Here is a 20,830-nt window from a genome sequence, read left to right as displayed (position 1 = left end):
GGAGAATCCGATGCGTGTGTGGTTTTTGAGTGCTGGCCTGGCCTTGATGTGCATGGCCCAGAACGCAGCGGCGGGTACTGTCCTGATCGTTGGGGATAGTATCAGCGCCGGTTTCGGGCTGGATACCCGCTTGGGATGGGTCTCGTTGCTCGAGCAACGGCTCAAACAGGAGGGTTTCGACGACAAAGTAGTGAATGCCTCCATCAGTGGTGACACCAGTGCCGGAGGCCAGGCGCGGCTGCCCGCGCTGCTTGCAGAGCATAAGCCCGACCTGGTGATCCTCGAACTGGGTGGCAACGATGGCTTGCGCGGAATGCCGCCAATTCAATTGCAACAAAATCTTGCTTCGATGATCGACAGCTCCCGCCAGAGCGGTGCCAAGGTGCTGTTGCTCGGCATGCAACTGCCGCCCAATTATGGCAAGCGTTACACCGACGCTTTTGCCCAGGTGTACGGCAAACTCGCCGACGCAAAAAAGATCCCGCTGGTACCGTTTTTCCTCGACGGCGTGGGCGGTCATCCAGACTTGATGCAGGCTGATGGTTTGCACCCGGCAGTCGGGGCTCAGGGCAAGTTGCTGGAAAATGTCTGGCCTACGCTAAAACCGTTGTTATGAGGCTTTTCTAGCGGCAGGCTTTCGGCTAATGTGGCGCCCCCTTATTCGGAGCCCCCAATGCCACGTTCTGCCTGGTCTCTTTTTGCCTACCAACTGATCGAGCCTGACGAACAGCTGGATCTGTTCGCCTGCCAGGAAGTGCGGGTGCATCTGGTGACCCGTCAACTGGAACTCGGTGGTTCTGCGGATCGGACCCTGTGTGGCAGCCTGCTACCGGCGCAGCCGCGCTGGTCGAGCGTAGATCGTCGGGTGTTTCAGGATCAGCGCCTGTGCTCGCTGTGCCGGGCGATTCTGGAGTCGCAGAAGCGCGGCACCTCACCGATCTGGCCTGAGTTGCGCTTCGAACTCTAAAATCTTGAGTCAATAGGTTGACCGCGTCTTGAGAGCCAGCCTCCTCGCCGCAGGTCTTGTGGCTCCCCGAATTCCCGAGGTGCGGTGTACAATCGCGCGCTCATACCCTTGTTGATCATGCGAAGGATGTTCCGGATGTTGCCGCGCTTTCCTGCCGTCGCCCGCTGCCTGTCTCTTGCCGCCCTGTGTGTGGCCGGTCCCGTTGCTGCATTGGAGTTTCCCCTGCCACCGCCTGGTGAAGACATCATTGGTCAGGTGCAGGTGATCAAAGCCAAGTACGAAGACACTTTCGCTGATCTGGGCACCGCCTACGATCTGGGCTATTCGGAAATGCTCGCGGCCAACCCGGGTGTCGATGCCTGGTTGCCCGGCGCCGGCACCGAGATCGTTCTGCCAACCCGTTTCATTCTGCCGCCGGGTCCGCGTGAAGGCATTGTCATCAATCTGGCCGAATACCGTCTCTACTATTACCCGAAAGGCCGGAACGTGGTGTACACGTTCCCGCTGGGGATCGGTCGTGAGGGCTGGGGTTCGCCAATCGCGCACACATCGATCATTGCCAAGACGCCGAACCCGACCTGGACGCCTCCAGCCTCGATCAAGGCTGAACACGCTGCTGATGGTGATCCGCTGCCCAACGTGGTGCCGGCCGGTCCGGACAACCCGCTGGGACCTTTCAAATTCACCCTCGGCACGCCGGGCTATCTGATCCACGGATCGAACAAGAAATTCGGCATCGGCATGCGTACCAGTCACGGCTGTTTCCGCATGTTCAACAATAACGTGCTCGAGATGGCCAGCATGGTGCCGGTCGGTACCTCGGTGCGTATCCTCAATGAGGCCTACAAGTTCGGGAGCAGTGGCGGCAAGGTTTACCTTGAGGCGCACACGCCGATCGACGACAAGGGCGATCCGTCGGTGGTCGACAAGCACACAGCGGTGATCAACGCGATGCTCAAGCGTGATGACATTACTAACAACCTGCGCGTGAACTGGGATGTGGTGCGTGATGTGGTAGCGGCCGAGGATGGTCTGCCAACCGAAATCGGTACGCCAAACACGTCGGCGCCGATTGTTTCGAACACGCCGATCGACCCGCTGCAGTAAGGTCGGATCCGAACCCGTCGAGCCTTGAGGCATCGACGGGTTTTTTATTGCCAGGACAAAAGTACCGGCAATAAAAAAGCCGACCCAAAAAATGGGTCGGCTTGATAATAATCCCGAAGGACTATTACTTGCGGCTAGCCTTGTCGAGCATGCGCAGAGCGCGCTCGTTAGCTTCGTCAGCAGTCTGTTGTGCTTTTTGAGCAGCAGCCAGAGCTTCATCAGCTTTACGGTAAGCTTCGTCTGCACGAGCCTGGGAGCGAGCAGCTGCGTCTTCAGTAGCGGTCAGACGTGCTTCGGTTTCTTTCGATACGCTGCTGCAACCGGTAGCCAGAACTGCGGCCAGAGCCAGAGCAGAGAATTTCAGAACGTTGTTCATCGTGTTCCCCTTCAAGGACTTTCAATTAAGTGGCTGTCTCCTCGGATTGAGGAAATAGCCGGCGTACATACTACCCATTACTTGTAGTAAGTAAACTGACGTAGCGCAAGAAGCAAAAAAAATTGTAGGCGCTGATTCTTTTTCGAGCAACTTTTAACTGCCCTGTATAAAAAACATCCAGCTACAGGCCCCGCGCTGAGCGAGTCAATGAGAAAAAGTTCCCGTTGTCATGTGCTGTTTTTGCAGAGTTGTCTAAAGTCTTTCTAGATGAATTCGTCCATACTCTTGTTCCGATTCTGCGTGCTGCTTCGCTTATCTTTGTTCATGTTGAGGTGACTTTATAAAAGGCGGCACGTCTTAAGTCTCAACATCCGGCAATGTTCAGGTGAGCGGCCCGGGAGATATCGTCTCCAGGCCATCCCTGCGTCCATCGGAGCAGCCCCCCCCGTCAAGCCGCTTGATGACGAGCGTACCTTGAGCATTTTTGCCAATGGTGCCTACTATTTACAGGTGCTCGATTGCGTGGGATCGGTGTGGCTCTTCTCGTTGTCCATCAGGCACGGGGTGGCGTAGATGTTCCTTCGCCGGAAAAACATCGGTAAGGTAGGGGTCAAAATTCAAGACCCGCGAGGAGTAGTGATGAGCGAGGCGTTGTCCATCCACCATGACCAGGCTGGTCATCAGTTCGAGACCAATGTGGACGGTCATCGTGCCTACCTGACCTACATGGATCTGGGTAAACAGACCCTGGATATCTATCGCACGTTTGTGCCCAACGCCCTGCGTGGCCGTGGCATTGCCGCAGCGCTGACAGAAAGCGCGTTGCAATACGCCGAGGAAATGGGCTACACGGTCATCCCCTCGTGCTCCTACGTCGAGCGCTACATGGAGCGTCATCAGCGCCGCGCTGCGAAAATCTGAACAGCACACACAAAAACGCCGGGCAATGAATGCCCGGCGTTTTTTTATGCCTGTAAAACGCGGATCAACTGCGCTCGCGTTTGGGCAACACATCCTTGAGCTTGGCGTGCATGCTGCGCAGGGTACTCTCGGTGGCGGACCAGTCGATGCAGGCATCGGTGATCGACACGCCGTATTGCAGGTCGGCGAGGTCTTTTGGAATCGCCTGGCAGCCCCAATTCAGATGACTCTCGACCATCAGACCGATAATCGACTGGTTGCCTTCGAGGATCTGGTTGGCCACGTTCTCCATCACCAGCGGTTGCAGGGCCGGATCCTTGTTGGAGTTGGCGTGGCTGCAATCGACCATGATGTTCGGCTTGATCTTGGCTTTGTTCAGCGCCTGCTCGCACAGGGCGACGCTGACCGAATCGTAGTTCGGCTTGCCGTTGCCGCCGCGCAATACCACATGACCGTAGGCGTTGCCTTTGGTGGTGACGATCGATACGCCACCTTCCTGATTGATCCCGAGGAAACGATGCGGGCTGGACACCGACTGCAGGGCGTTGATCGCTACCGTCAGGCCGCCGTCTGTGCCGTTCTTGAAGCCGACGGCCGAAGACAGGCCCGAAGCCATTTCACGGTGCGTCTGGGATTCGGTGGTGCGCGCGCCGATAGCCGACCAACTGATCAGGTCCTGCAGATATTGCGGGGAGATCGGGTCGAGGGCTTCGGTGGCAGTCGGCAGGCCTTTCTCGGCCAGATCCAGCAGCAATTGACGACCGATGTGCAGACCGTCCTGGATCTTGAACGAGTCGTCCAGATACGGATCGTTGATCAGGCCTTTCCAGCCGACGGTGGTGCGCGGTTTTTCGAAATACACGCGCATGACCAGGTACAAGGTGTCGCAGACTTCCTCGGCCAGCACCTTCAGGCGTTCGGCGTATTCGTGGGCAGCCTTGATGTCGTGGATCGAGCACGGACCGATCACTACGAACAGGCGGTGGTCGGTGCCATCAAGAATGTTGCGAATGACTTCGCGACCCTTGGTGACGGTGCGCAGGGCCGCGTCGCTCAGAGGGATATCACGCTTGAGCTGATCAGGAGTGATCAGGGTCTCGTTAGAGGCGACGTTTAGGTCGTTGATCGGTAAATCAGCCATCGTTTACTCGTCAGGTCACGGGTGCCGGCCGCCAGCGATCCCCGCGCGGCGGAACACAGCAGATTTAAGCGCGTCGGGGAGCTGAACCTTAGCGCGTTAGACGCCTGCTCGACAATGGGCACGTCACTGTTTAAAACAGAGCCTAATCCAGCAATGGCTGCGCGAAAGCCTTGCGAACGCTGTCGTGGGAGAACTCGTCGGCATGTTGCTCGATCCAGTGCAGGGCCAACGCCTGAATATCCTGCAGGGCATCGTAAGCATCGTTTATTCGGCAATAGCGTTCGATCTGACACACTTGCTCACCCATTCGCGCACTGAACAGCGCCTGTTCATCGGTGAAGGCGATGCCCACCAGATACCCCTTTTTACGCCGCAGACACCACGCCACATAGCCCGGATAACAGATATCGGCATTGAGCGTCGGCATGCGGATTTGCAGCGCCGTGCCATGGCGCCAGGCGCGGTGATAATTGCAAGCGATCCCGCCGAGGCTGATAGTGTGCAGCTGTTGTCTGGAAATACACTCAGGCTTGAGCAAGGTTAATTCAACCGGCACTTCGTCCGGATGAGGAATGAAACGTCCCATGAGCACAGACTCCCTGTGTCGGCCATTTGACATTGTTTCCCCCAGTATAGTGGTCGAATCGCAGCTGACCGATTTCGACGCTGACCAGCGGCTGTTGGCGATGAACGGCGTTTCGCTGGTGATTTTTACCAGCGTCGGTTGCGCCAGTTGCCGGTATGCCCGTGAGGTCTTGCCCGGTTTGGATCTGACGGTGGATCGCTTGTGCTGGATCGACGCCGGCGAAAACGGTGGCCTGGTGGCGCGGTATCAGGTCTTTCATTTGCCGGCGCTGTTTGTCGTGCGTGACGGCGAGTTCTTTGGGGCATTGCACACGCGCCTGACGGTCGATGCGCTCAACGAGGCATTGGCGCAGGCCTTGGTTCGAATAGCAGAGGAGTTGCCATAAATGGGGACAATCAGCAAACCGGTGGTGGGGATTATCGGCACCGGCGCAATAGGTGGTTTCTACGGTTTGATGTTGGCGCGCGCTGGGTTCGATGTGCATTTTCTGTTGCGCAGCGAGTTCTCGTCGGTCGCCGAACGGGGCTTGCACGTTAACAGTGCGGTGCATGGCCCGCTGACGTTGAGCCCTGTGCAGGCTTATTCTTCGGCCCAGGACATGCCGCCGTGTGACTGGTTGTTGGTCGGCGCCAAGACCACCAGCAATGTGGGTCTTGCCCCCTCGATCATTCAAGCCTCGAAGCCCGGCGCGAAAGTGCTGCTATTGCAGAATGGTCTGGACGTCGAGGACAGCCTGCGTGAACAGTTGCCCGATTCGCTGCACCTGCTCGGAGGTCTGTGCCTTATCTGTGTACACCGCGAAGGGCCTGGGCAAATAACCCATCAAGCTTTGGGTGCTGTGAATGTCGGTTACCACAGCGGCCCGGCCATCGATGATGCCGGACGCATGGCGATTGTCGAAGAGGGCTGCACTTTGTTCCGCGCCGCGGGTATCGACTCGCAGGCGATGCCCGATCTGCAGCAGGCACGCTGGCAGAAACTGGTCTGGAATATCCCCTACAACGGTCTTTCGGTGTTGCTCGGCGCGAGTACCACGCCGCTGATGGCCGACGCCGACAGCCGCGCGTTGATCCAGGCGTTGATGACCGAAGTGGTGCAGGGGGCCAAGGCCTGTGGGCACGACATGCCGCCCGGTTACGCCGAGTACCTGTTCACGATGACCGAGAAAATGCCGGACTACTGGCCTAGCATGCACCACGACTTTTTGCACAAGCGTGCGCTGGAACTCGAGGCGATTTATGCCCGGCCACTGTCGGCCGCGAAAGCGGTGGGCTGCGAGCTGCCACGTATCGAAGCGTTGTATCGCACGTTGGGTTTTATCGACCGCCGCAACGTTTAAGTTTTTTTGTGAAAGGGCGGGTAGGCATGGCCAAGAACATCGATGACAAACTGGTGCTGGCGATTTCATCGCGCGCCTTGTTCGACCTGAGCGAGAGCCACAAGGTCTACCTGTCGAGCGGCGTTGAAGCCTATCGGCAATATCAGATCGAGCACGAAGACGAGATTCTCGCACCCGGTGATGCCTTCCCGTTGGTGGAAAAACTCCTGAGTCTTAACAGTCGCCTCGGTCGTGCTCGGGTCGAGGTGATTCTGGTGTCACGCAACAGCGCCGATACCGGCCTGCGAGTGTTCAACTCGATTCACCATTACGGTCTGGCGATTTCCCGTGCGGCGTTTGTCGGCGGGCGCAGTCCTTATCCGTATCTGAAAGCGTTCGGCTGCGATCTGTTTCTCTCCACCCATGCCGAGGATGTGCGTGCGGCACTGGATGCCGGTTTCGCCGCCGCGACGATTCTATCCGGGGGCGCCAGCCGTGCGGCCAGCGATGAGTTGCGCATCGCCTTCGACGGTGACGCGGTGATCTTTTCCGACGAGTCTGAACGCGTCTATCAGTCCGGCGGGCTGGAGGCGTTTCAAGCCAAGGAACGTGAGTCGGCCCGTGAGCCTTTGCGCGGAGGGCCGTTCAAGGGCTTTCTCGCCGCGCTCAATTTGCTGCAGCGCGAGTTCCCTGACGACGACTGCCCGATCCGCACGGCGTTGGTGACGGCGCGTTCGGCGCCGGCGCATGAACGGGTGATTCGCACGTTGCGCGAGTGGGATATCCGCCTCGACGAATCGCTGTTCCTCGGCGGCCTGACCAAGTCGGCGTTTCTTGAGGCCTTTGCTGCCGATGTGTTCTTTGATGATCAGACCGGCCATTGCGAACTGGCCCGCGAAGTCGTCGCTACTGGCCACGTGCCTCATGGCATCAGCAACGAACCGTCGATCTAAAGCCCCGGTGCTTCAAGACGTTGCGTCACACGTCGTACTCGCCAAGGCACTGCTAAGCTGAATCAAATCTGCGCCATGTTGGCTTGCGAGGGGGTCATATGATTCGTTCGATGCTGTATGCCACTGACCTCGGTCTGTACGCACCGTTAGTGATGCAGCACGCCTTGGCTTTGGCGCGAACGTTCGATGCCGACCTGTACGTCGTGCATGCGGTGGAGCCGATGGGGTTGTTTGCCGAATCGGTGTTGCAGAGTTATCTCGACGAGCAGGCGTTGAACGAATTCCACAGCCAGGGTTTGAAAACAGTCATCGCCAATATCGAGCAGCGGGTACTGGAAAGTTTTCGCGAAGAACTGGGGGACGAGGGCGAGCTGGATCTGCAGCGCATTCGAGCGGTGCGCGTGCTGCAGGGCGATCCGTCGCAGGTGATTCTTGATCAGGTACAGAAACTCTCTGTCGATTTGCTGATCGTAGGAAGTCACAGCCACGGGGTGGGCGCGGAAACGCCGTTGGGGCGCACGGCCGCTCGAGTCCTGCAATTGGCCAAGGTGCCGGTGTATCTGGTGCCACTGGTGGAGCGTCGGCGGCGGGAGGATCGCTAAAGCAGGAATAATGGCGCTTTGATAAAAAAGTTCTAGATTTATTATTCTAACCATTAATATAGTTATATATCGTCGCTGATGCCCGTGGCGTCTACCTGCTTTGAGGGATACATATGAAGCTTCAACAATTGCGCTACATCTGGGAAGTGGCGCACCACGACCTCAACGTTTCCGCTACAGCCCAAAGCCTCTACACCTCGCAACCGGGCATCAGTAAACAAATCCGTCTGCTGGAAGACGAACTCGGCGTCGAAGTGTTTGCCCGCAGCGGCAAGCACCTGACCCGCGTGACGCCGGCCGGCGAGCGCATCATCACCACCGCTGGTGAGATTCTGCGCAAAGTCGAAAGCATCAAGCAGATCGCCCAGGAATTCTCCAACGAGAAGAAAGGCACCCTGTCGATCGCCACGACTCACACCCAGGCGCGTTATGCACTACCGCCGGTGATCAGCAATTTCATCAAGCAATACCCGGACGTGGCGCTGCACATGCACCAGGGTTCGCCGATGCAGATCGCCGAAATGGCTGCTGACGGCACCGTCGACTTCGCTATTGCCACCGAAGCGCTGGAGTTGTTCGGCGATCTGGTGATGATGCCGTGCTACCGCTGGAACCGCTGCGTGGTGGTGCCGCAGGGCCACCCGCTGACCAAGCTGCCGAAGCTGACCCTCGAAGCGCTGGCTGAATACCCGATCGTGACTTATGTGTTCGGTTTTACGGGACGTTCGAAACTCGACGAAGCCTTCAGCCATCGTGGCCTGTCGCCGAAAGTGGTATTCACCGCCGCCGACGCCGACGTGATCAAAACCTACGTGCGCCTGGGGCTGGGCGTAGGCATCGTGGCGAAGATGGCGGTCGACACCAAACTCGACAACGACTTGGTGGTGCTCGATGCCAGCGAGCTGTTCGAATCGAGCGTGACCAAGATCGGTTTCCGTCGTGGTACTTTCCTGCGCGGGTTCATGTGCGACTTCATCGAGAAGTTCGCGCCACACCTGACCCGCGAAGTGATGGCCAAAGCTATCCAGTGTCACAACAAGCAGGAACTGGAAGATCTGTTCGACGGCGTCGAACTGCCCGTTCACTAAGCGCCCGCCTCAGAGCACCTCGGTGACAGTGAACTGTTGCCGGGTGCCCGCCACCAGAATCTCGACCTCATCACCTTCCAGCTTGCCTAGCAGGCTCTTGCCCAGTGGCGAGCGAGGGGTAATGACGGTAATTGGCTGGCCCACCACATCGACTTTCAGGCCCGCCGCATCCGGGGCCAGAAACAGCCACTGCTCGCGCCCCTTTTCATCTTCCAGGCCGAGCAGGGCGCCCACTTCTATACCTCGGTTTTCGTCGTGCGCGCGCAGCGTCAGGTTCTGGCACAGCGCCAGTGACTGGCGAATTTCCTCGACCCGTTTCGCTTGCCCTGCCGCCAGATACGATGCCTCAAGCCCGAGGGTGTCGTACTTGTTTTCGGCGATGTTTTCTTCGTGGGTGGCGGTTTCGTAAGCGGTTTGCGCAGCGCGTTCGGCGATGTCGAGGTCGATGCGCAGTTTGTCGAGAATCAATTGGTGGACAGTGTGCTTGTTCATGATCAATCGCAGAATTGTAAAACGTTGGCGCGGCTTTTTTCGCTTGGCGCGGTCTGGTCCTGTTGCAGCCAGAACTGGCATTTCGGGTTTGACTGGTTGCGGCCGCTGCTGCGTGCCTGATCAAGGCGATTTTGCTGCTCGTTCTTGCGCAGGCTTTCTTCGTACTGCTCAAACAGCGGACTCTGCGGTGCAATGTCTGGTTGTGTCCGGACGGCTGGCGGGTTGGCCAATTGCTGTACAGCCTGGGCGACCGGCGCCAGTTGTTCGTTGAACAGAACGTGTGAAGCCAGCCAGCACGTCAGCGCAATGGCAAGAAAACCCAGCCATATGCCCAGGGCAATGCTGCCGGTCAAATGCAGCGCGCTCAGTTGAACCGGCAAGGGGCGACGCGGGTTAGGACGGTAGGGCATGGCTGCCTCCTGGCGGATGGGTGCGGGCAAATGGTGATTGTCGCACGAAGATTAATCGCCGTCGGCTCTTCTGCATGAGGTCATTTATGCGGACAATCGGTGTTTTGCCAACGGGAGTCTTGAATGCCGGAACCGAAAACCCGCTGGGATATTTTTTGCACCGTGGTCGATAACTACGGCGACATTGGCGTGACCTGGCGCTTGGCCCGGCAACTGGTGGCTGAGCATTCGCTGACAGTGCGGTTGTGGGTCGATGACTTGCGCGCATTCGAACGCATTTGTCCGCAAGTCGATATCAACGCCGCGCAACAATGGCAGCAAGGTGTGGAGGTTCGACACTGGCCAGGCGAATGGCCAGAGACGGACGCCGCTGATGTGGTGATCGCCGCGTTCGCCTGCCAACTGCCGAGTGATTACATGAGCGCCATGGCCGAGCGGGAACAACCGCCGTTGTGGATGAACCTCGACTATCTCAGCGCCGAAGACTGGGTCGTGGGTTGCCACGGCCTGCCATCGGTGAAGTATAAGTCGGTGCAGAAGATATTCTTCTTTCCGGGATTCCGTCCAGGAACGGGCGGATTGTTGCGTGAGCGAGGTTTACTCGAACGGCGTCGGCAGTTTCAGCAAGATCCCCAGGTGCAGCGAAAATTCCTGCACGGTCTTGGGATCGACCGCGTGCCTGAAGCCCAACTGATTTCGCTGTTTGCCTATGAGAACGCTGGTTTGGCCAGTTGGCTCGATGTGCTGGCAACCGATGCAAAGCCAACCCATCTGCTGGTGCCTGAAGGTCGGATACTCGGCGACGTCGCGCGATGGCTTGGGATGGAAAATCTCGACGTCGGGGCGATTCATGTTCGTCAATCGCTGACGGTGCAGGTGCTGCCGTTCGTCCGCCAGGATCAATACGATCATCTGCTCTGGTGCTGCGATTTCAATGCGGTGCGCGGGGAAGACTCGTTCGTGCGGGCGCAATGGGCGGGGCGGCCGATGCTCTGGCACATTTATCAGCAGGACGAAGACATCCATCTGGACAAGCTCGATGCCTTCCTCGCGCTCTACACAAAAGGCCTGTCACCGGCCGCTGCCGAGGCGATGAGCGGTCTCTGGCGAGCCTGGAGCGCCGGTCAGCCGATCGGCGAACACTGGCTCGCGGCCCGTCATCATTGGCCAGAACTGCAGAAAAATGCCGAAGCGTGGTGTCTGGAACAAGGCTTGCAGGCTGATCTTGCCGCGGCGCTGGTACAGTTTTACCTAAATTGGATATGATACGCGGCCTAGATTTTTGTAAATCCCATCCAAATTCGGATATTCGCAATGAAAACTGGTAAAGAACTGAAACCCGGTACCGTGATCCGTCTCGAAAACGATCCTTGGCTGGTTCAGAAAGCTGAATTCACCAAGTCGGGCCGTAACAGCGCGATCATGAAGACCAAGCTGAAAAACCTGCTGACCGGTTACAAGACCGAGATCGTTTACAGCGCCGACGACAAACTGGACGACGTAATCCTCGACCGCAAAGAAGCGACCCTGTCCTTCATCAGCGGCGACACCTACACGTTCATGGACACCACTGACTACACCATGTACGAGCTGAACGCTGAAGACATCGAAGCCGTTCTGCCTTTCGTTGAAGAAGGCATGACCGATGTTTGCGAAGCGATCTTCTTCGAAGAGCGTCTGGTTTCCGTAGAACTGCCGACCACCATCGTGCGCGTAGTTGACTACACCGAAGGTTCGGCTCGTGGCGACACTTCCGGCAAAGTCATGAAGCCAGCCAAGCTGAGCAACGGTACCGAGCTGCAAGTTGCCGACTTCATCGAAATCGGTGACAAGATCGAGATCGACACCCGCGAAGGCGGTTCCTACAAAGGCCGTGCCAAATAAGCACTGCTTTTTGCGGAAAGAAAAAACCCGACCATTGAGTCGGGTTTTTTTGTGCCTGCGATTTGTGCTGTTGCTCATCCTCTGTGGGAGCGGGCTTGCTCGCGAATACGTTGTTGCATCCAGTGAAGGGTTGACTGACAGGACGCCTTCGCGAACGAGCCCGCTCCCACAGGTTTTTTGCGTTTATCTCAAACGGTGGTGTGCAAACGTACATCAACATTGCCACGGGTGGCGTTGGAGTACGGGCAGACTTGGTGCGCCGCTTCGACCAGGCTTTGCGCGTCGGCCTGATCAAGGCCCGGCAGGCTGATGTGCAAATCGATGTCCAGACCGAAACCGCCTGGGATCTGGCCGATGCCGACGTGGGCGGTGATCGAAGCGTCGTCCGGGATTTTGCGTTTGGTCTGGCTTGCGACGAATTTCAGCGCGCCGATGAAGCAGGCCGAGTAACCGGCGGCGAACAGTTGCTCAGGGTTGGTCGCTGCGCCACCGGCACCGCCGAGTTCTTTCGGGGTTGCGAGTTTGACGTCGAGGATGTTGTCGCTGGAGATTGCGCGACCATCACGGCCACCGGTGGAAGTTGCGATTGCAGTGTAGAGAGTTTGCATGGTGTGAGCCTCGTTCAGTGTCGTTTTTTGCGCTAACTGTTTGCGCGCTAAGTAAGTGCGAGATGAATGTAGCTCGCAAATATTTTGTGCGCAAGATAATTTTTTCAAAAAATGTCGGCCCTGATGTGTGAACAGTCCACTAATCATTAAAAGTGCATGATCTGAAAGGAATTTTTGAGTTGGCGCAGAAACATTGTGGAAGCGGGATTGCTCGCGAAGGCGTGGTGTCTGTTAACGAACAGGAATTTGACACCCCGCTTTCGCACGCAAGCCCGCTCCCTCATGGGGGGAGGTAATGGATTCAGGTGAGGCTGTCGTGCAGATGGCTGCGAAGTGCCTGCAACTCAGCTTGCAGATTCTGCAGGCGCTCCAGGGTGAAACCGCTGGCGCCTAGAATGCATTGCGGAACTGTTCTGGCTTGTTCCTTCAGTGCCCGGCCCTGTGCGGTCAATTCGACAATCACCACGCGTTCGTCTTCACGGCTGCGGGTGCGGCTGAGCAAGCCTTCGCCTTCCAGGCGTTTGAGCAATGGCGTCAACGAACCCGGATCCGTCAGCAGTCGTGTGCTGATTTCTCCGACAGTCAGACCGTCCTTCTCCCACAGCACCATCATCGCCAGATACTGCGGATAGGTCAGGCCCAGCGCTTGCAGCATCGGTTTGTAGACCTTGGTCATCATCAGTGAGGTCGAGTGCAGGGCGAAGCACGCCTGATTGTCCAGCAGCAGGTCTTCGCAGGTGTCGCGTTCGGATGTCATGTCAAAGCCTTGATCGGTGATGGTCATGAATCTAGCGTCCGAATGTTTAATGCGCCAGATAATTCTCCAGTTCTAGTGGCGGCCCAGATCACGCTGGAGTGCCAGATCCCACGGCGGTACGGGGCTGAATCGGGTCTTGAGGTATTCCAGCAACAAATGACTGCGCGAATGGGTTTGCCGTTCCATGCGCAACGCGTAGATGCCCGCGGATTCCGGCGCAGGCAGGCCGTGCTCGCAGAACAGCGGCAGCAACTCGCCGCGCAACAGGTACTCGCTGGCGAGCCAGGTTGGCAGGTGCGCAATCCCCAGCCCGGCCAAGGCGCCACACACCAGTGCCTCGGCGTTGTTGGCGCTCATGCGAATGCGTGCGGGACGATGCAGTTGCATCTTCCCGTCTGCCTCGAAACGCCAGGCAAAGGGCGGGGCGAGACCTTCCCAGTCCAGACCGTCGTGTTCACTCAATTGCGCGGGATGGTCTGGCACGCTTCGGCGTTTGAGATAGTCAGGGCTGGCGCAGGCAATGCGCACTATGCTTGCCAGCGGAGTGGCCACCAGCCGTGTGTCGGCCAGTTGTCCGGCCCGCAGCACCAGATCCACTTTGCCCAGGTTCGAACCGCTCATATCGACGAAGCTGTCGATCAGGTGCAACTGCACATCCAGCCCGGGATACAGAACGAGGAAGTCAGCAATGACCGGTGCCAAGTGTCGCCGCCCGAACGCGGCCGGGGCGTCGATGCGAATCAAGCCTTCCGGCGCACTGCTCAGGGAAACGGCTTCGGCGCGGGCCAGTTGCAGTTCGGCGACGATCCGTCGCGCCCGTTCGGCAAAGGCCAGGCCTGCGGGGGTGGCGCGCACGGCGTGTGTGCTGCGGATGAACAACTGGCTGCCGACCGCGCTTTCAAGGCTGTCGATGCGTCGAGCGACTGCCGAAGGCGTCAGTGGATGAAGGCGTGAAGCGGCGGAAAAACTGCCGCTTTCCAGCACATCGAGAAACAGCCCGAGTTGATCGGTCAATTGATTGGGGTTCATGTCGGTTCAACGCTTTTGCGAAATCGGCATAGCCATTGTGCGTTGCTGTGCGTTTCCCTGCCAGCCGCGACTGCGTAGGATGAATCGCCTGACGTAAGAGGAATTTGGCTGTGATGGACTTCTTGTTGTACCTGCTGTTCGGCGCGGCCCTCGGCACACTCGGTGGCATCTTCGGCATCGGTGGCGGCCTGATTGCCATTCCTTTGCTGGGCGTGTGGTTCGGGCTCGACCAGCAGATTGCCCAAGGCACCGCGCTGGTGATGGTGGTGCCGAACGTGATGCTGGCGCTGTGGCGTTACCATCAGCGCAATCGCATCGAACTGCGGCATGCGTTGCCGCTGGCCGTCATGGGCTTCTGTTTTGCCTGGATCGGCTCGATCTGGGCGGTGGGCATCGATGCACAGACGATGCGCATCGGTTTTGTCGCCTTTCTGGTCGTGTTGTCCGTCTATAACCTGGTGCGCATACTAGGCGCGCGGCCAGCGACGACACCCCGAATGCGTTATTCCTGGCCATGGCTGGGTGTACTTGGTGCGGCGTCCGGAACCATGGGCGGGTTGTTTGGTGTCGGCGGAGCCGTGGTGGCGACGCCGGTGCTGACCAGCGTGTTCGGTGCCACTCAGGTGGTTGCTCAAGGCCTGTCGCTGGCGCTGGCGTTGCCGAGCACTGGCGTCACCCTGGTCACCTACGCGGTGCATCACGAAGTTGACTGGATGATCGGCCTGCCACTGGCCATCGGCGGTCTGGCGAGCATCAGTTGGGGTGTGAAAGTTGCCCACGCGATGCCGGAAAAAATTCTGCGTGGGCTGTTCTGCGGCTTCCTGGTGCTGTGTGCGGTGATGCTCGCGATTAAAGTTTGAAGCCGTCGACGATGTGTTCGGCCAGGCACTCGGTAATCGGGGAAGGTTTGTTCAGGTTGCGGATCAGCATGATGCTCGCCTCGGGCAGCAGCGGCAGGTTTTCGTCGGCGCCGAGAATACGCATATCCGGGGTGATCAGGCTTTCCAGTTGGGCGGTGATCGCCAGACCAGCGCTCACCACCGCCATCAGCGCCGACAGGCTGGTGCTGTTGTAGGCGATGCGGTAATCGCGGCCCATTGCGTCCAGCGCATTGCATGCCCACAAGCGACAGAAACAATCACTGTTGAACATCGCCAAAGGCAACGGCGTCTGTTCGTGGGCGCTGAAGTTTTGCGCCTCGGCCCAGACGAAGCGCTCCTTGCGCAGCAGTTGACCAATCTCGTTGCCCGGCTCGCGGGTCACGATCGACAGGTCCAGGTCGGTGCGCTGCAATAGCTGTCTGGTCGATTCGCAATGCACTTCGATCTGGATCAGCGGATAGAACTGCGCAAACCGCGACAGGATTCCCGGCAGAAAGCGCATCACGTAATCATCCGGCGTACCGATGCGCACGGTGCCGACCATGTGCGGCTCGCGCAAGGTGTTGAACACTTCGCTATGCAGTTTGAGGATGCGCCGCGCGTAACCGAGCAGAACCTGACCCTCTGCAGTCAGTCGCACCTGACGGCCATCACGCTCGAACAGTTGGCGCTGCAACACGTCTTCTTCCAGCCGCTTCATTTGCATGCTCACCGCTGATTGCGTGCGGTTGACCATCTCGCCAGCGCGGGTGAAACCGCCCTGATCGGCAATCGCGACAAAGGTGCGCAGGACATCGGTATCGATACTGGGGTAGGCCGACAATTGATGAATCTCCGTGATGAATGCCATCAGAAACATTCGTTGGATTGATCTTAGCGCCAGCGCGAGACTGGGGCCATCCACAACGGAGGGCAATACGATGAAAGGTCAAAAAGTCTATGTAAGCGATGAAAGAGTTCCTGTTCATCTCATCTCGGATCTGCTGCACAAGTTTAGTCGTTGGTACGAGCTTCACCGCGAACGCGAGTTGCTCGCCAGTCTGAGTGACGAAGCGCTGAAAGACATCGGCGTCAGTCGCGCCGACGTCGAACATGAGTCGGTGCGGCCATTCTGGGACGATCCGATGCACAAATGATCAGGGCATTACTACACAAACCACTTTCAGGTGAGGTAGGTTGCGAGCAGACAAGGAGATGCTCATGCCCGCGACACTGTCCTTTTCCCTTAAACAGGCTCGACGTCTGGCGCTGGCTGCCCAAGGGTTCAACGGGCGCCAGCCGCCGACCGTCAAGGCATCGCACCTTAACCGGCTGATCGAACGGCTGGGCCTTTTGCAGATCGACTCTGTCAATGCCGTGGTGCGCTCGCACTATCTGCCGCTGTTCTCCCGTCTCGGTTCCTATTCTTCTGACTTGCTCGACCAAGCGGCCTGGACTTCGGGACGGCGTCGCACGTTGTTCGAATATTGGGGGCATGAGGCATCGTTGCTGCCGCTGTCGATGTATCCGTTATTGGCGTGGCGGATGCAGCGCGCCAAACGTGGCGAAGGCATCTATCAGCAGTTGGCGAAGTTCGGTCGCGAGCAGCAGGACACGATTCGTCGGGTGTTGGCGTCTGTTGAAGCACAGGGTGCTTTGGGGGCCGGCAGTCTGTCGACCCGCGAAGACAAGGCTGGGCCTTGGTGGGACTGGAGCGCGGAGAAGCATGCGCTGGAATGGTTGTTCGCCGCTGGCGAAGTGACAGTGGCGGGGCGACGCGGATTTGAGCGTTTGTATGATTTGCCCGAGCGGGTATTGCCGGCGTCGATCCTGCAGCAGACCCTGCCTGATGAGGCCCAGGCGCAGCGCGGATTATTGCTGCATGCCGCTGAAGCACTGGGCGTCGGCACGGAAAAAGATCTGCGTGACTACTTTCGTTTGAATCCGGCGGATGCCCGTCCGCGTCTTGCCGAACTGGTTGAGGCCGGACAGTTGCTCACCTGTGAAGTGGCCGGTTGGCGGCCAATCGCCTATTGCCTGCCGGAGCCGAAAGTCCCGCGCAAGGTAGCGGCCAGCGCGCTGTTATCACCGTTCGATTCGTTGATCTGGGAGCGTAGTCGCACCGAGCGTCTGTTCGATTTCCGCTATCGACTGGAGATCTACACGCCTCAGGACAAACGGGTTTACGGGTACTACGTGTTGCCGTTTCTACACAACGAACGGATTGCTGCGCGGGTCGATCTGCGTTCCGAGCGGGCATCGGGGCGATTGGCGGTGCAGGCGGTACACGAGGAGGCGGCGGGGCTGGATGACGAGGGGATGCTGGCGCTGGCGGTGAACTTACGGCGGATGGCGCATTGGCTGGGATTGGAGAGGGTGCAGCTTAATTGTCAGCGCGAGAGTGCAGGGCGGTTGCGGGTGGCATTGGCGCAAATTGATGTTGATTGATTGGGCCTTTTCGCGAGCAAGCCCACACTGGATTGGTGTTGTTCACTAAACCAGTGTGGGAGCGGGCTTGCTCGCGAATGCGACCTGTCAGACGCTAGATGCCTGACTGATTCAACGGCGAACCTGCTTCAGCGTCTCAGCAATCAAAAACGCCAGTTCCAGCGACTGATCGGCATTCATCCGCGGGTCACAGTGCGTGTGATAACGATCCGACAAGCCATCTTCAGTGATCGGCCGCGCCCCGCCAATGCACTCGGTGACATTCTGCCCGGTCATCTCGATATGAATCCCGCCGGCATAAGTGCCTTCGGCTCCGTGTACCTGGAAGAACTGTTTCACCTCGCCGAGGATCTGCGCAAAATCACGGGTCTTGTAGCCGCTGCTGGCCTTGATCGTGTTGCCGTGCATCGGGTCGCAACTCCATAGCACCTGCTTGCCTTCGCGCTGAACCGCACGGATCAGTGCTGGCAGGTGATCGCCAACCTTGTTCGCGCCCATTCGCGCGATCAGGTTCAGGCGACCCGGATCGTTGTCCGGGTTGAGCACGTCGATCAGGCGGATCAAATCGTCGGGGTCCATGCTCGGGCCGACTTTCACCCCGATCGGGTTGTTCACGCCGCGCAGGAATTCGACGTGAGCGCCGTCGAGCTGACGGGTGCGGTCGCCGATCCACAGCATGTGCGCCGAGCAATCGTAGTAATCGTTGGTCAGGCTGTCACGACGCACGAAGGCTTCTTCGTAGTTCAGCAGCAATGCTTCATGGGCGGTGAAGAAACTGGTTTCGCGCAATTGCGGCGAGCTGTCCATGCCGCAAGCGCGCATGAAGGCCAGGGTTTCATCGATGCGGCCAGCGAGGTGGCTGTACTTCTCGGCCAGCGCCGAGTTGGCGATGAAATCGAGATTCCATTTGTGCACTTGATGCAGGTCGGCAAAACCGCCCTGGGCGAAGGCGCGCAACAGGTTCAGGGTCGCGGTGGACTGGTGATAAGACTGCAGCAGGCGTTCCGGGTCCGGCACACGGCTTTTTTCGTCAAAACCGATGCCGTTGACGATGTCGCCACGGTAGGCCGGCAGGGTCACGCCGCTGATGGTTTCGTCGTTGGCTGAGCGCGGCTTGGCAAACTGGCCGGCCATGCGCCCGACCTTGACCACCGGGCAGCCCGCGGCGAAGGTCATGACGATGGCCATTTGCAGCAACACTTTAAACGTGTCGCGAATTTTCGCCGCGGAAAATTCGGCAAAGCTTTCGGCGCAGTCACCGCCCTGCAGCAGGAACGCCCGCCCCTGAGTCACTTCGGCAAACTGACGACGCAGTTCGCGTGCTTCGCCGGCAAACACCAGTGGCGGATAGCTGGCCAGCGTCTGCTCGACCTGGCGCAAGTGCGCGGCGTCGGGGTATTGGGGTTGTTGCTGGATCGGCAGGGCACGCCAGCTTTCAGGGCTCCAGGGTTGGTTCATCACGGTCTCTAAGGTTCTACGCACGGAAGGCCATGGTATCAGCAAATTAGTGCGTGACCTGTTCCTGCCCCTTCGCCGACAATCGCCTCTTTGCCACGGCGCCAAAGCGGTGCCATCGCGTCACCGCGCCCGGTGACCATCAGGAGACGAAATGACTGAGGAGCGCGTCGAGCATCTGCTCGCCGAAGTACAGGATGAGTTCGGCGTGATTCGCGTGCTGGAAGTGGCGGATTACCGCTTTCTCGAATTCGGCGATGCAATCGAGCAGAGCTGTGTGTTCACCGCTGATCCGAGCTGGCTGGAATACGACTACACCCGGGCGATGCTGATTGGCGCGTTGTGCCATGAGCGCCCGGAGAGTGCGCTGTTCCTCGGACTGGGCGCCGGTACGCTGACTCAGGCCTGCCTCAGGTTCCTGCCTCTGGAGGATGTCGAAGCGATTGAGCTGCGTCCCGATGTGCCGCGTCTGGCCGTTGAATACCTTGGGCTGGATGATGATCCGCGTCTGTACATTCGCGTTGGCGATGCGCTCGAGTTGCTGCCAACCGCCGAGCCGGCGGATCTGATTTTTGTCGACCTCTATACCGATGTCGGGCCGGGCGTCGGGCACCTTGCCTGGCGTTTCCTGGGTGACTGTCAGAAGCGTCTGAATCCGGGCGGCTGGCTGGTGATCAATCAGTGGGCCACCGATGACGGCAAGCCGCTGGGTGCGGCGTTGTTGCGCGGGCTCTATCACCGGCATTACTGGGAGTTGCCGGTGAAGGAGGGCAATGTAATTCTGATTGTCCCGGCGGATCTCGATCAGGCACTGGACATGCAGGCGCTGACGGCCCGGGCCGAAGCACTGGCGCCGCAGTTGGGGTATTCGTTGCAGTCGTTGATCAAAGCCATTCGTCCGGCGACTTGAGTCTTCAGTGCTGACCCCTTCGCGAGCAAGCCCGCTCCCACACTTGAAATGCATTCCAAATGTGTGAGCGGGCTGGCTCGCGAAGAGGGCCTGAAGAGCACCACATTTCTCAGATCCCTTTGAAGATGCCCGGGCGCCGTTCAACCAGCGACTTGATACCTTCCTTGGCATCCTCACTACTCAGCAACTTTTTCACCAGCGTCGGCAACCCCTGCGCCGCCGCCGTCTCACCTTCATAGCGCGCCTGTCGCGCCGATTGCAACGTCGCCTGTACCCCCAACGGCGCCTGTCGGGCAATCCGCTCAGCCAGTTCAATCGCCCGTGGCAGCAGATCTTCGCTGGCCATCACTTCCTGCACCAACCCCAGCCTTAATGCGTCGTGGGCATCAAACTCATCCCCGGTCAGCAACCAGCGCATCGCATTGCCCCAGCCGGCCACCTGATGAAAACGTAAAGTCGCGCCACCAAAAGGAAAGATCCCACGCTGAACTTCCATTTGCGCGAAGCGGGTATTGCTCGCACACAGGTTGATATCCGCTGCCAGCATCAACTCGATACCAATGGTCAGGCAGTAGCCCTGCGCTGCAACAATCACCGGTTTGCTCACCCGTGGCCCGACGAAAACGCCCCAGGGATCGCAACCGCCGGTCGGAACCTGCCAGCCTTGCGCAAGGGCGGCGCTGGCATTGACCAGATCCAGACCGGCGGTAAAGTGTTCGCCATGCCCGAACACCACCGCTACCCGCGCCTCGCTATCCGCCTCGAACTCGCCGTAGGCCAGGCTCAGCTCATTGAGCAGGTCGAGGTCGAACGCATTGCGCTTGGCCGCTCGGTCGAGGCCGATCAGGTGGACATGACCACGACGTTCTCGGCTGACGCGGCCGGGGCAGGGCTGGTTCATGGCTAAATCCTCAGGCA

26 protein-coding genes are annotated in these 20,830 nt (G+C 58.7%); 15 read left to right on the top strand and 11 right to left on the bottom strand.

All coding sequences use genetic code 11. From position 1 onward, the window contains the following. Positions 1-10: 10 nt before the first annotated feature. From AACY18_RS10360 to AACY18_RS10350, 3 genes are all read left to right on the top strand, one after another. Positions 11-616 carry an arylesterase gene (locus AACY18_RS10360; protein ID WP_339431181.1) on the top strand — a complete coding sequence of 202 codons (606 nt, stop codon included), beginning with the start codon at positions 11-13 and terminating at the stop codon, positions 614-616. 57 nt (positions 617-673) lie between these two features. Beyond that, a complete protein-coding gene (locus tag AACY18_RS10355) occupies positions 674-967 on the top strand; it encodes a hypothetical protein (RefSeq protein ID WP_007955656.1) in 294 nt (97 codons plus the stop codon). A gap of 135 nt (positions 968-1,102) precedes the next feature. After that, on the top strand, positions 1,103-2,074 hold the full coding sequence (locus AACY18_RS10350; RefSeq protein WP_339431182.1) for a L,D-transpeptidase family protein: 972 nt from the start codon (positions 1,103-1,105) through the stop codon (positions 2,072-2,074). Positions 2,075-2,198: 124 nt separating this feature from the next. Here the strand turns inward: AACY18_RS10350 and oprI are convergent, their stop codons facing one another. Next, positions 2,199-2,450 (bottom strand): outer membrane lipoprotei OprI, encoded by a 252-nt coding sequence (oprI, locus tag AACY18_RS10345; RefSeq protein WP_002553018.1) that lies wholly within the window; start codon positions 2,448-2,450, stop codon positions 2,199-2,201. 639 nt (positions 2,451-3,089) lie between these two features. Between oprI and AACY18_RS10340 the strand changes: the two genes are divergently transcribed. Further along, positions 3,090-3,371 (top strand): GNAT family N-acetyltransferase, encoded by a 282-nt coding sequence (locus AACY18_RS10340; protein ID WP_003226804.1) that lies wholly within the window; start codon positions 3,090-3,092, stop codon positions 3,369-3,371. Between the two features lie 64 nt (positions 3,372-3,435). Here the strand turns inward: AACY18_RS10340 and AACY18_RS10335 are convergent, their stop codons facing one another. Together AACY18_RS10335 and AACY18_RS10330 are read right to left on the bottom strand one after the other, a co-directional pair. Continuing rightward, positions 3,436-4,512: a 3-deoxy-7-phosphoheptulonate synthase gene (locus AACY18_RS10335; protein ID WP_339431183.1), complete on the bottom strand. Its 1,077-nt coding sequence runs from the start codon at positions 4,510-4,512 to the stop codon at positions 3,436-3,438. Between the two features lie 142 nt (positions 4,513-4,654). After that, the gene (locus tag AACY18_RS10330) at positions 4,655-5,098 is read right to left on the bottom strand and encodes a PilZ domain-containing protein (RefSeq protein ID WP_339464809.1); all 444 of its coding nucleotides are present in this window, start codon (positions 5,096-5,098) and stop codon (positions 4,655-4,657) included. Here AACY18_RS10330 and AACY18_RS10325 point away from each other — a divergent pair. The 5 genes from AACY18_RS10325 (at position 5,097) to cysB (ending at position 9,059) form a co-directional block, all read left to right on the top strand. Beyond that, on the top strand, positions 5,097-5,483 hold the full coding sequence (locus AACY18_RS10325) for a thioredoxin family protein (RefSeq protein WP_339431185.1): 387 nt from the start codon (positions 5,097-5,099) through the stop codon (positions 5,481-5,483). The two genes, AACY18_RS10330 and AACY18_RS10325, sit on opposite strands and share 2 nt — an antisense overlap. Then, the gene (locus AACY18_RS10320; protein ID WP_339464807.1) at positions 5,484-6,437 is read left to right on the top strand and encodes a putative 2-dehydropantoate 2-reductase; all 954 of its coding nucleotides are present in this window, start codon (positions 5,484-5,486) and stop codon (positions 6,435-6,437) included. Positions 6,438-6,463: 26 nt separating this feature from the next. Continuing rightward, the gene (locus tag AACY18_RS10315) at positions 6,464-7,369 is read left to right on the top strand and encodes a 5'-nucleotidase (RefSeq protein ID WP_339431187.1); all 906 of its coding nucleotides are present in this window, start codon (positions 6,464-6,466) and stop codon (positions 7,367-7,369) included. A 98-nt stretch (positions 7,370-7,467) separates the two neighbouring features. Then, positions 7,468-7,971, top strand: coding sequence for a universal stress protein (locus AACY18_RS10310; RefSeq protein ID WP_221729210.1), 504 nt, complete (start codon positions 7,468-7,470; stop codon positions 7,969-7,971). Positions 7,972-8,084: 113 nt separating this feature from the next. Beyond that, on the top strand, positions 8,085-9,059 hold the full coding sequence (cysB, locus tag AACY18_RS10305; RefSeq protein ID WP_221729209.1) for an HTH-type transcriptional regulator CysB: 975 nt from the start codon (positions 8,085-8,087) through the stop codon (positions 9,057-9,059). Positions 9,060-9,068: 9 nt separating this feature from the next. Here the strand turns inward: cysB and AACY18_RS10300 are convergent, their stop codons facing one another. Continuing rightward, the gene (locus AACY18_RS10300) at positions 9,069-9,551 is read right to left on the bottom strand and encodes a GreA/GreB family elongation factor (protein WP_221729208.1); all 483 of its coding nucleotides are present in this window, start codon (positions 9,549-9,551) and stop codon (positions 9,069-9,071) included. Positions 9,552-9,553: 2 nt separating this feature from the next. Continuing rightward, the gene (locus AACY18_RS10295; RefSeq protein ID WP_339464806.1) at positions 9,554-9,961 is read right to left on the bottom strand and encodes a hypothetical protein; all 408 of its coding nucleotides are present in this window, start codon (positions 9,959-9,961) and stop codon (positions 9,554-9,556) included. Between the two features lie 123 nt (positions 9,962-10,084). Between AACY18_RS10295 and earP the strand changes: the two genes are divergently transcribed. Further along, positions 10,085-11,227: an elongation factor P maturation arginine rhamnosyltransferase EarP gene (gene earP, locus AACY18_RS10290; protein WP_339464805.1), complete on the top strand. Its 1,143-nt coding sequence runs from the start codon at positions 10,085-10,087 to the stop codon at positions 11,225-11,227. Positions 11,228-11,275: 48 nt separating this feature from the next. Beyond that, positions 11,276-11,845 carry an elongation factor P gene (locus AACY18_RS10285; protein ID WP_028619992.1) on the top strand — a complete coding sequence of 190 codons (570 nt, stop codon included), beginning with the start codon at positions 11,276-11,278 and terminating at the stop codon, positions 11,843-11,845. Positions 11,846-12,033: 188 nt separating this feature from the next. On the opposite strand, the gene AACY18_RS10280 is transcribed toward AACY18_RS10285, so the two are convergent. The 3 genes from AACY18_RS10280 to AACY18_RS10270 all read right to left on the bottom strand — a co-directional run bounded on the left by AACY18_RS10280 (position 12,034) and on the right by AACY18_RS10270 (position 14,239). Beyond that, the gene (locus AACY18_RS10280) at positions 12,034-12,453 is read right to left on the bottom strand and encodes an organic hydroperoxide resistance protein (protein WP_339431191.1); all 420 of its coding nucleotides are present in this window, start codon (positions 12,451-12,453) and stop codon (positions 12,034-12,036) included. Positions 12,454-12,754: 301 nt separating this feature from the next. Then, positions 12,755-13,210, bottom strand: a complete 456-nt coding sequence (locus AACY18_RS10275) for a MarR family winged helix-turn-helix transcriptional regulator (RefSeq protein WP_339431272.1) — start codon at positions 13,208-13,210, stop codon at positions 12,755-12,757. Between the two features lie 72 nt (positions 13,211-13,282). Further along, positions 13,283-14,239, bottom strand: a complete 957-nt coding sequence (locus tag AACY18_RS10270; RefSeq protein ID WP_339464804.1) for a LysR family transcriptional regulator — start codon at positions 14,237-14,239, stop codon at positions 13,283-13,285. Between the two features lie 110 nt (positions 14,240-14,349). Here AACY18_RS10270 and AACY18_RS10265 point away from each other — a divergent pair, with 110 nt between their 5' ends. Then, positions 14,350-15,099 (top strand): sulfite exporter TauE/SafE family protein, encoded by a 750-nt coding sequence (locus AACY18_RS10265; protein WP_339431193.1) that lies wholly within the window; start codon positions 14,350-14,352, stop codon positions 15,097-15,099. Here the strand turns inward: AACY18_RS10265 and AACY18_RS10260 are convergent. Beyond that, positions 15,089-15,943 carry a LysR substrate-binding domain-containing protein gene (locus AACY18_RS10260; protein ID WP_339431273.1) on the bottom strand — a complete coding sequence of 285 codons (855 nt, stop codon included), beginning with the start codon at positions 15,941-15,943 and terminating at the stop codon, positions 15,089-15,091. The genes AACY18_RS10265 and AACY18_RS10260 overlap by 11 nt on opposite strands. Positions 15,944-16,040: 97 nt before the next feature. On the opposite strand from AACY18_RS10260, the gene AACY18_RS10255 reads away from it, so the two are divergent. Then, a complete protein-coding gene (locus AACY18_RS10255; RefSeq protein WP_339431194.1) occupies positions 16,041-16,256 on the top strand; it encodes a DUF1127 domain-containing protein in 216 nt (71 codons plus the stop codon). A 64-nt stretch (positions 16,257-16,320) separates the two neighbouring features. Continuing rightward, positions 16,321-17,547, top strand: a complete 1,227-nt coding sequence (locus AACY18_RS10250; protein ID WP_339464803.1) for a winged helix-turn-helix domain-containing protein — start codon at positions 16,321-16,323, stop codon at positions 17,545-17,547. A gap of 111 nt (positions 17,548-17,658) precedes the next feature. On the opposite strand, the gene AACY18_RS10245 is transcribed toward AACY18_RS10250, so the two are convergent. Further along, positions 17,659-19,005: a class II 3-deoxy-7-phosphoheptulonate synthase gene (locus AACY18_RS10245; RefSeq protein WP_339431196.1), complete on the bottom strand. Its 1,347-nt coding sequence runs from the start codon at positions 19,003-19,005 to the stop codon at positions 17,659-17,661. Positions 19,006-19,156: 151 nt separating this feature from the next. Between AACY18_RS10245 and AACY18_RS10240 the strand changes: the two genes are divergently transcribed. Further along, the gene (locus AACY18_RS10240; protein ID WP_339431197.1) at positions 19,157-19,912 is read left to right on the top strand and encodes a spermidine synthase; all 756 of its coding nucleotides are present in this window, start codon (positions 19,157-19,159) and stop codon (positions 19,910-19,912) included. 109 nt (positions 19,913-20,021) lie between these two features. Here the strand turns inward: AACY18_RS10240 and AACY18_RS10235 are convergent, their stop codons facing one another. After that, on the bottom strand, positions 20,022-20,813 hold the full coding sequence (locus tag AACY18_RS10235; protein WP_339431198.1) for a crotonase/enoyl-CoA hydratase family protein: 792 nt from the start codon (positions 20,811-20,813) through the stop codon (positions 20,022-20,024). Positions 20,814-20,830 lie beyond the last annotated feature (17 nt).

The organism is Pseudomonas sp. EA_65y_Pfl2_P74 (assembly GCF_963970575.1).
Lineage (GTDB): Bacteria > Pseudomonadota > Gammaproteobacteria > Pseudomonadales > Pseudomonadaceae > Aquipseudomonas > Aquipseudomonas baetica_A.
The sequence above is the reverse complement of the archived record's forward strand: the minus strand, read 5'-3'. Positions and strand labels throughout refer to the sequence as shown.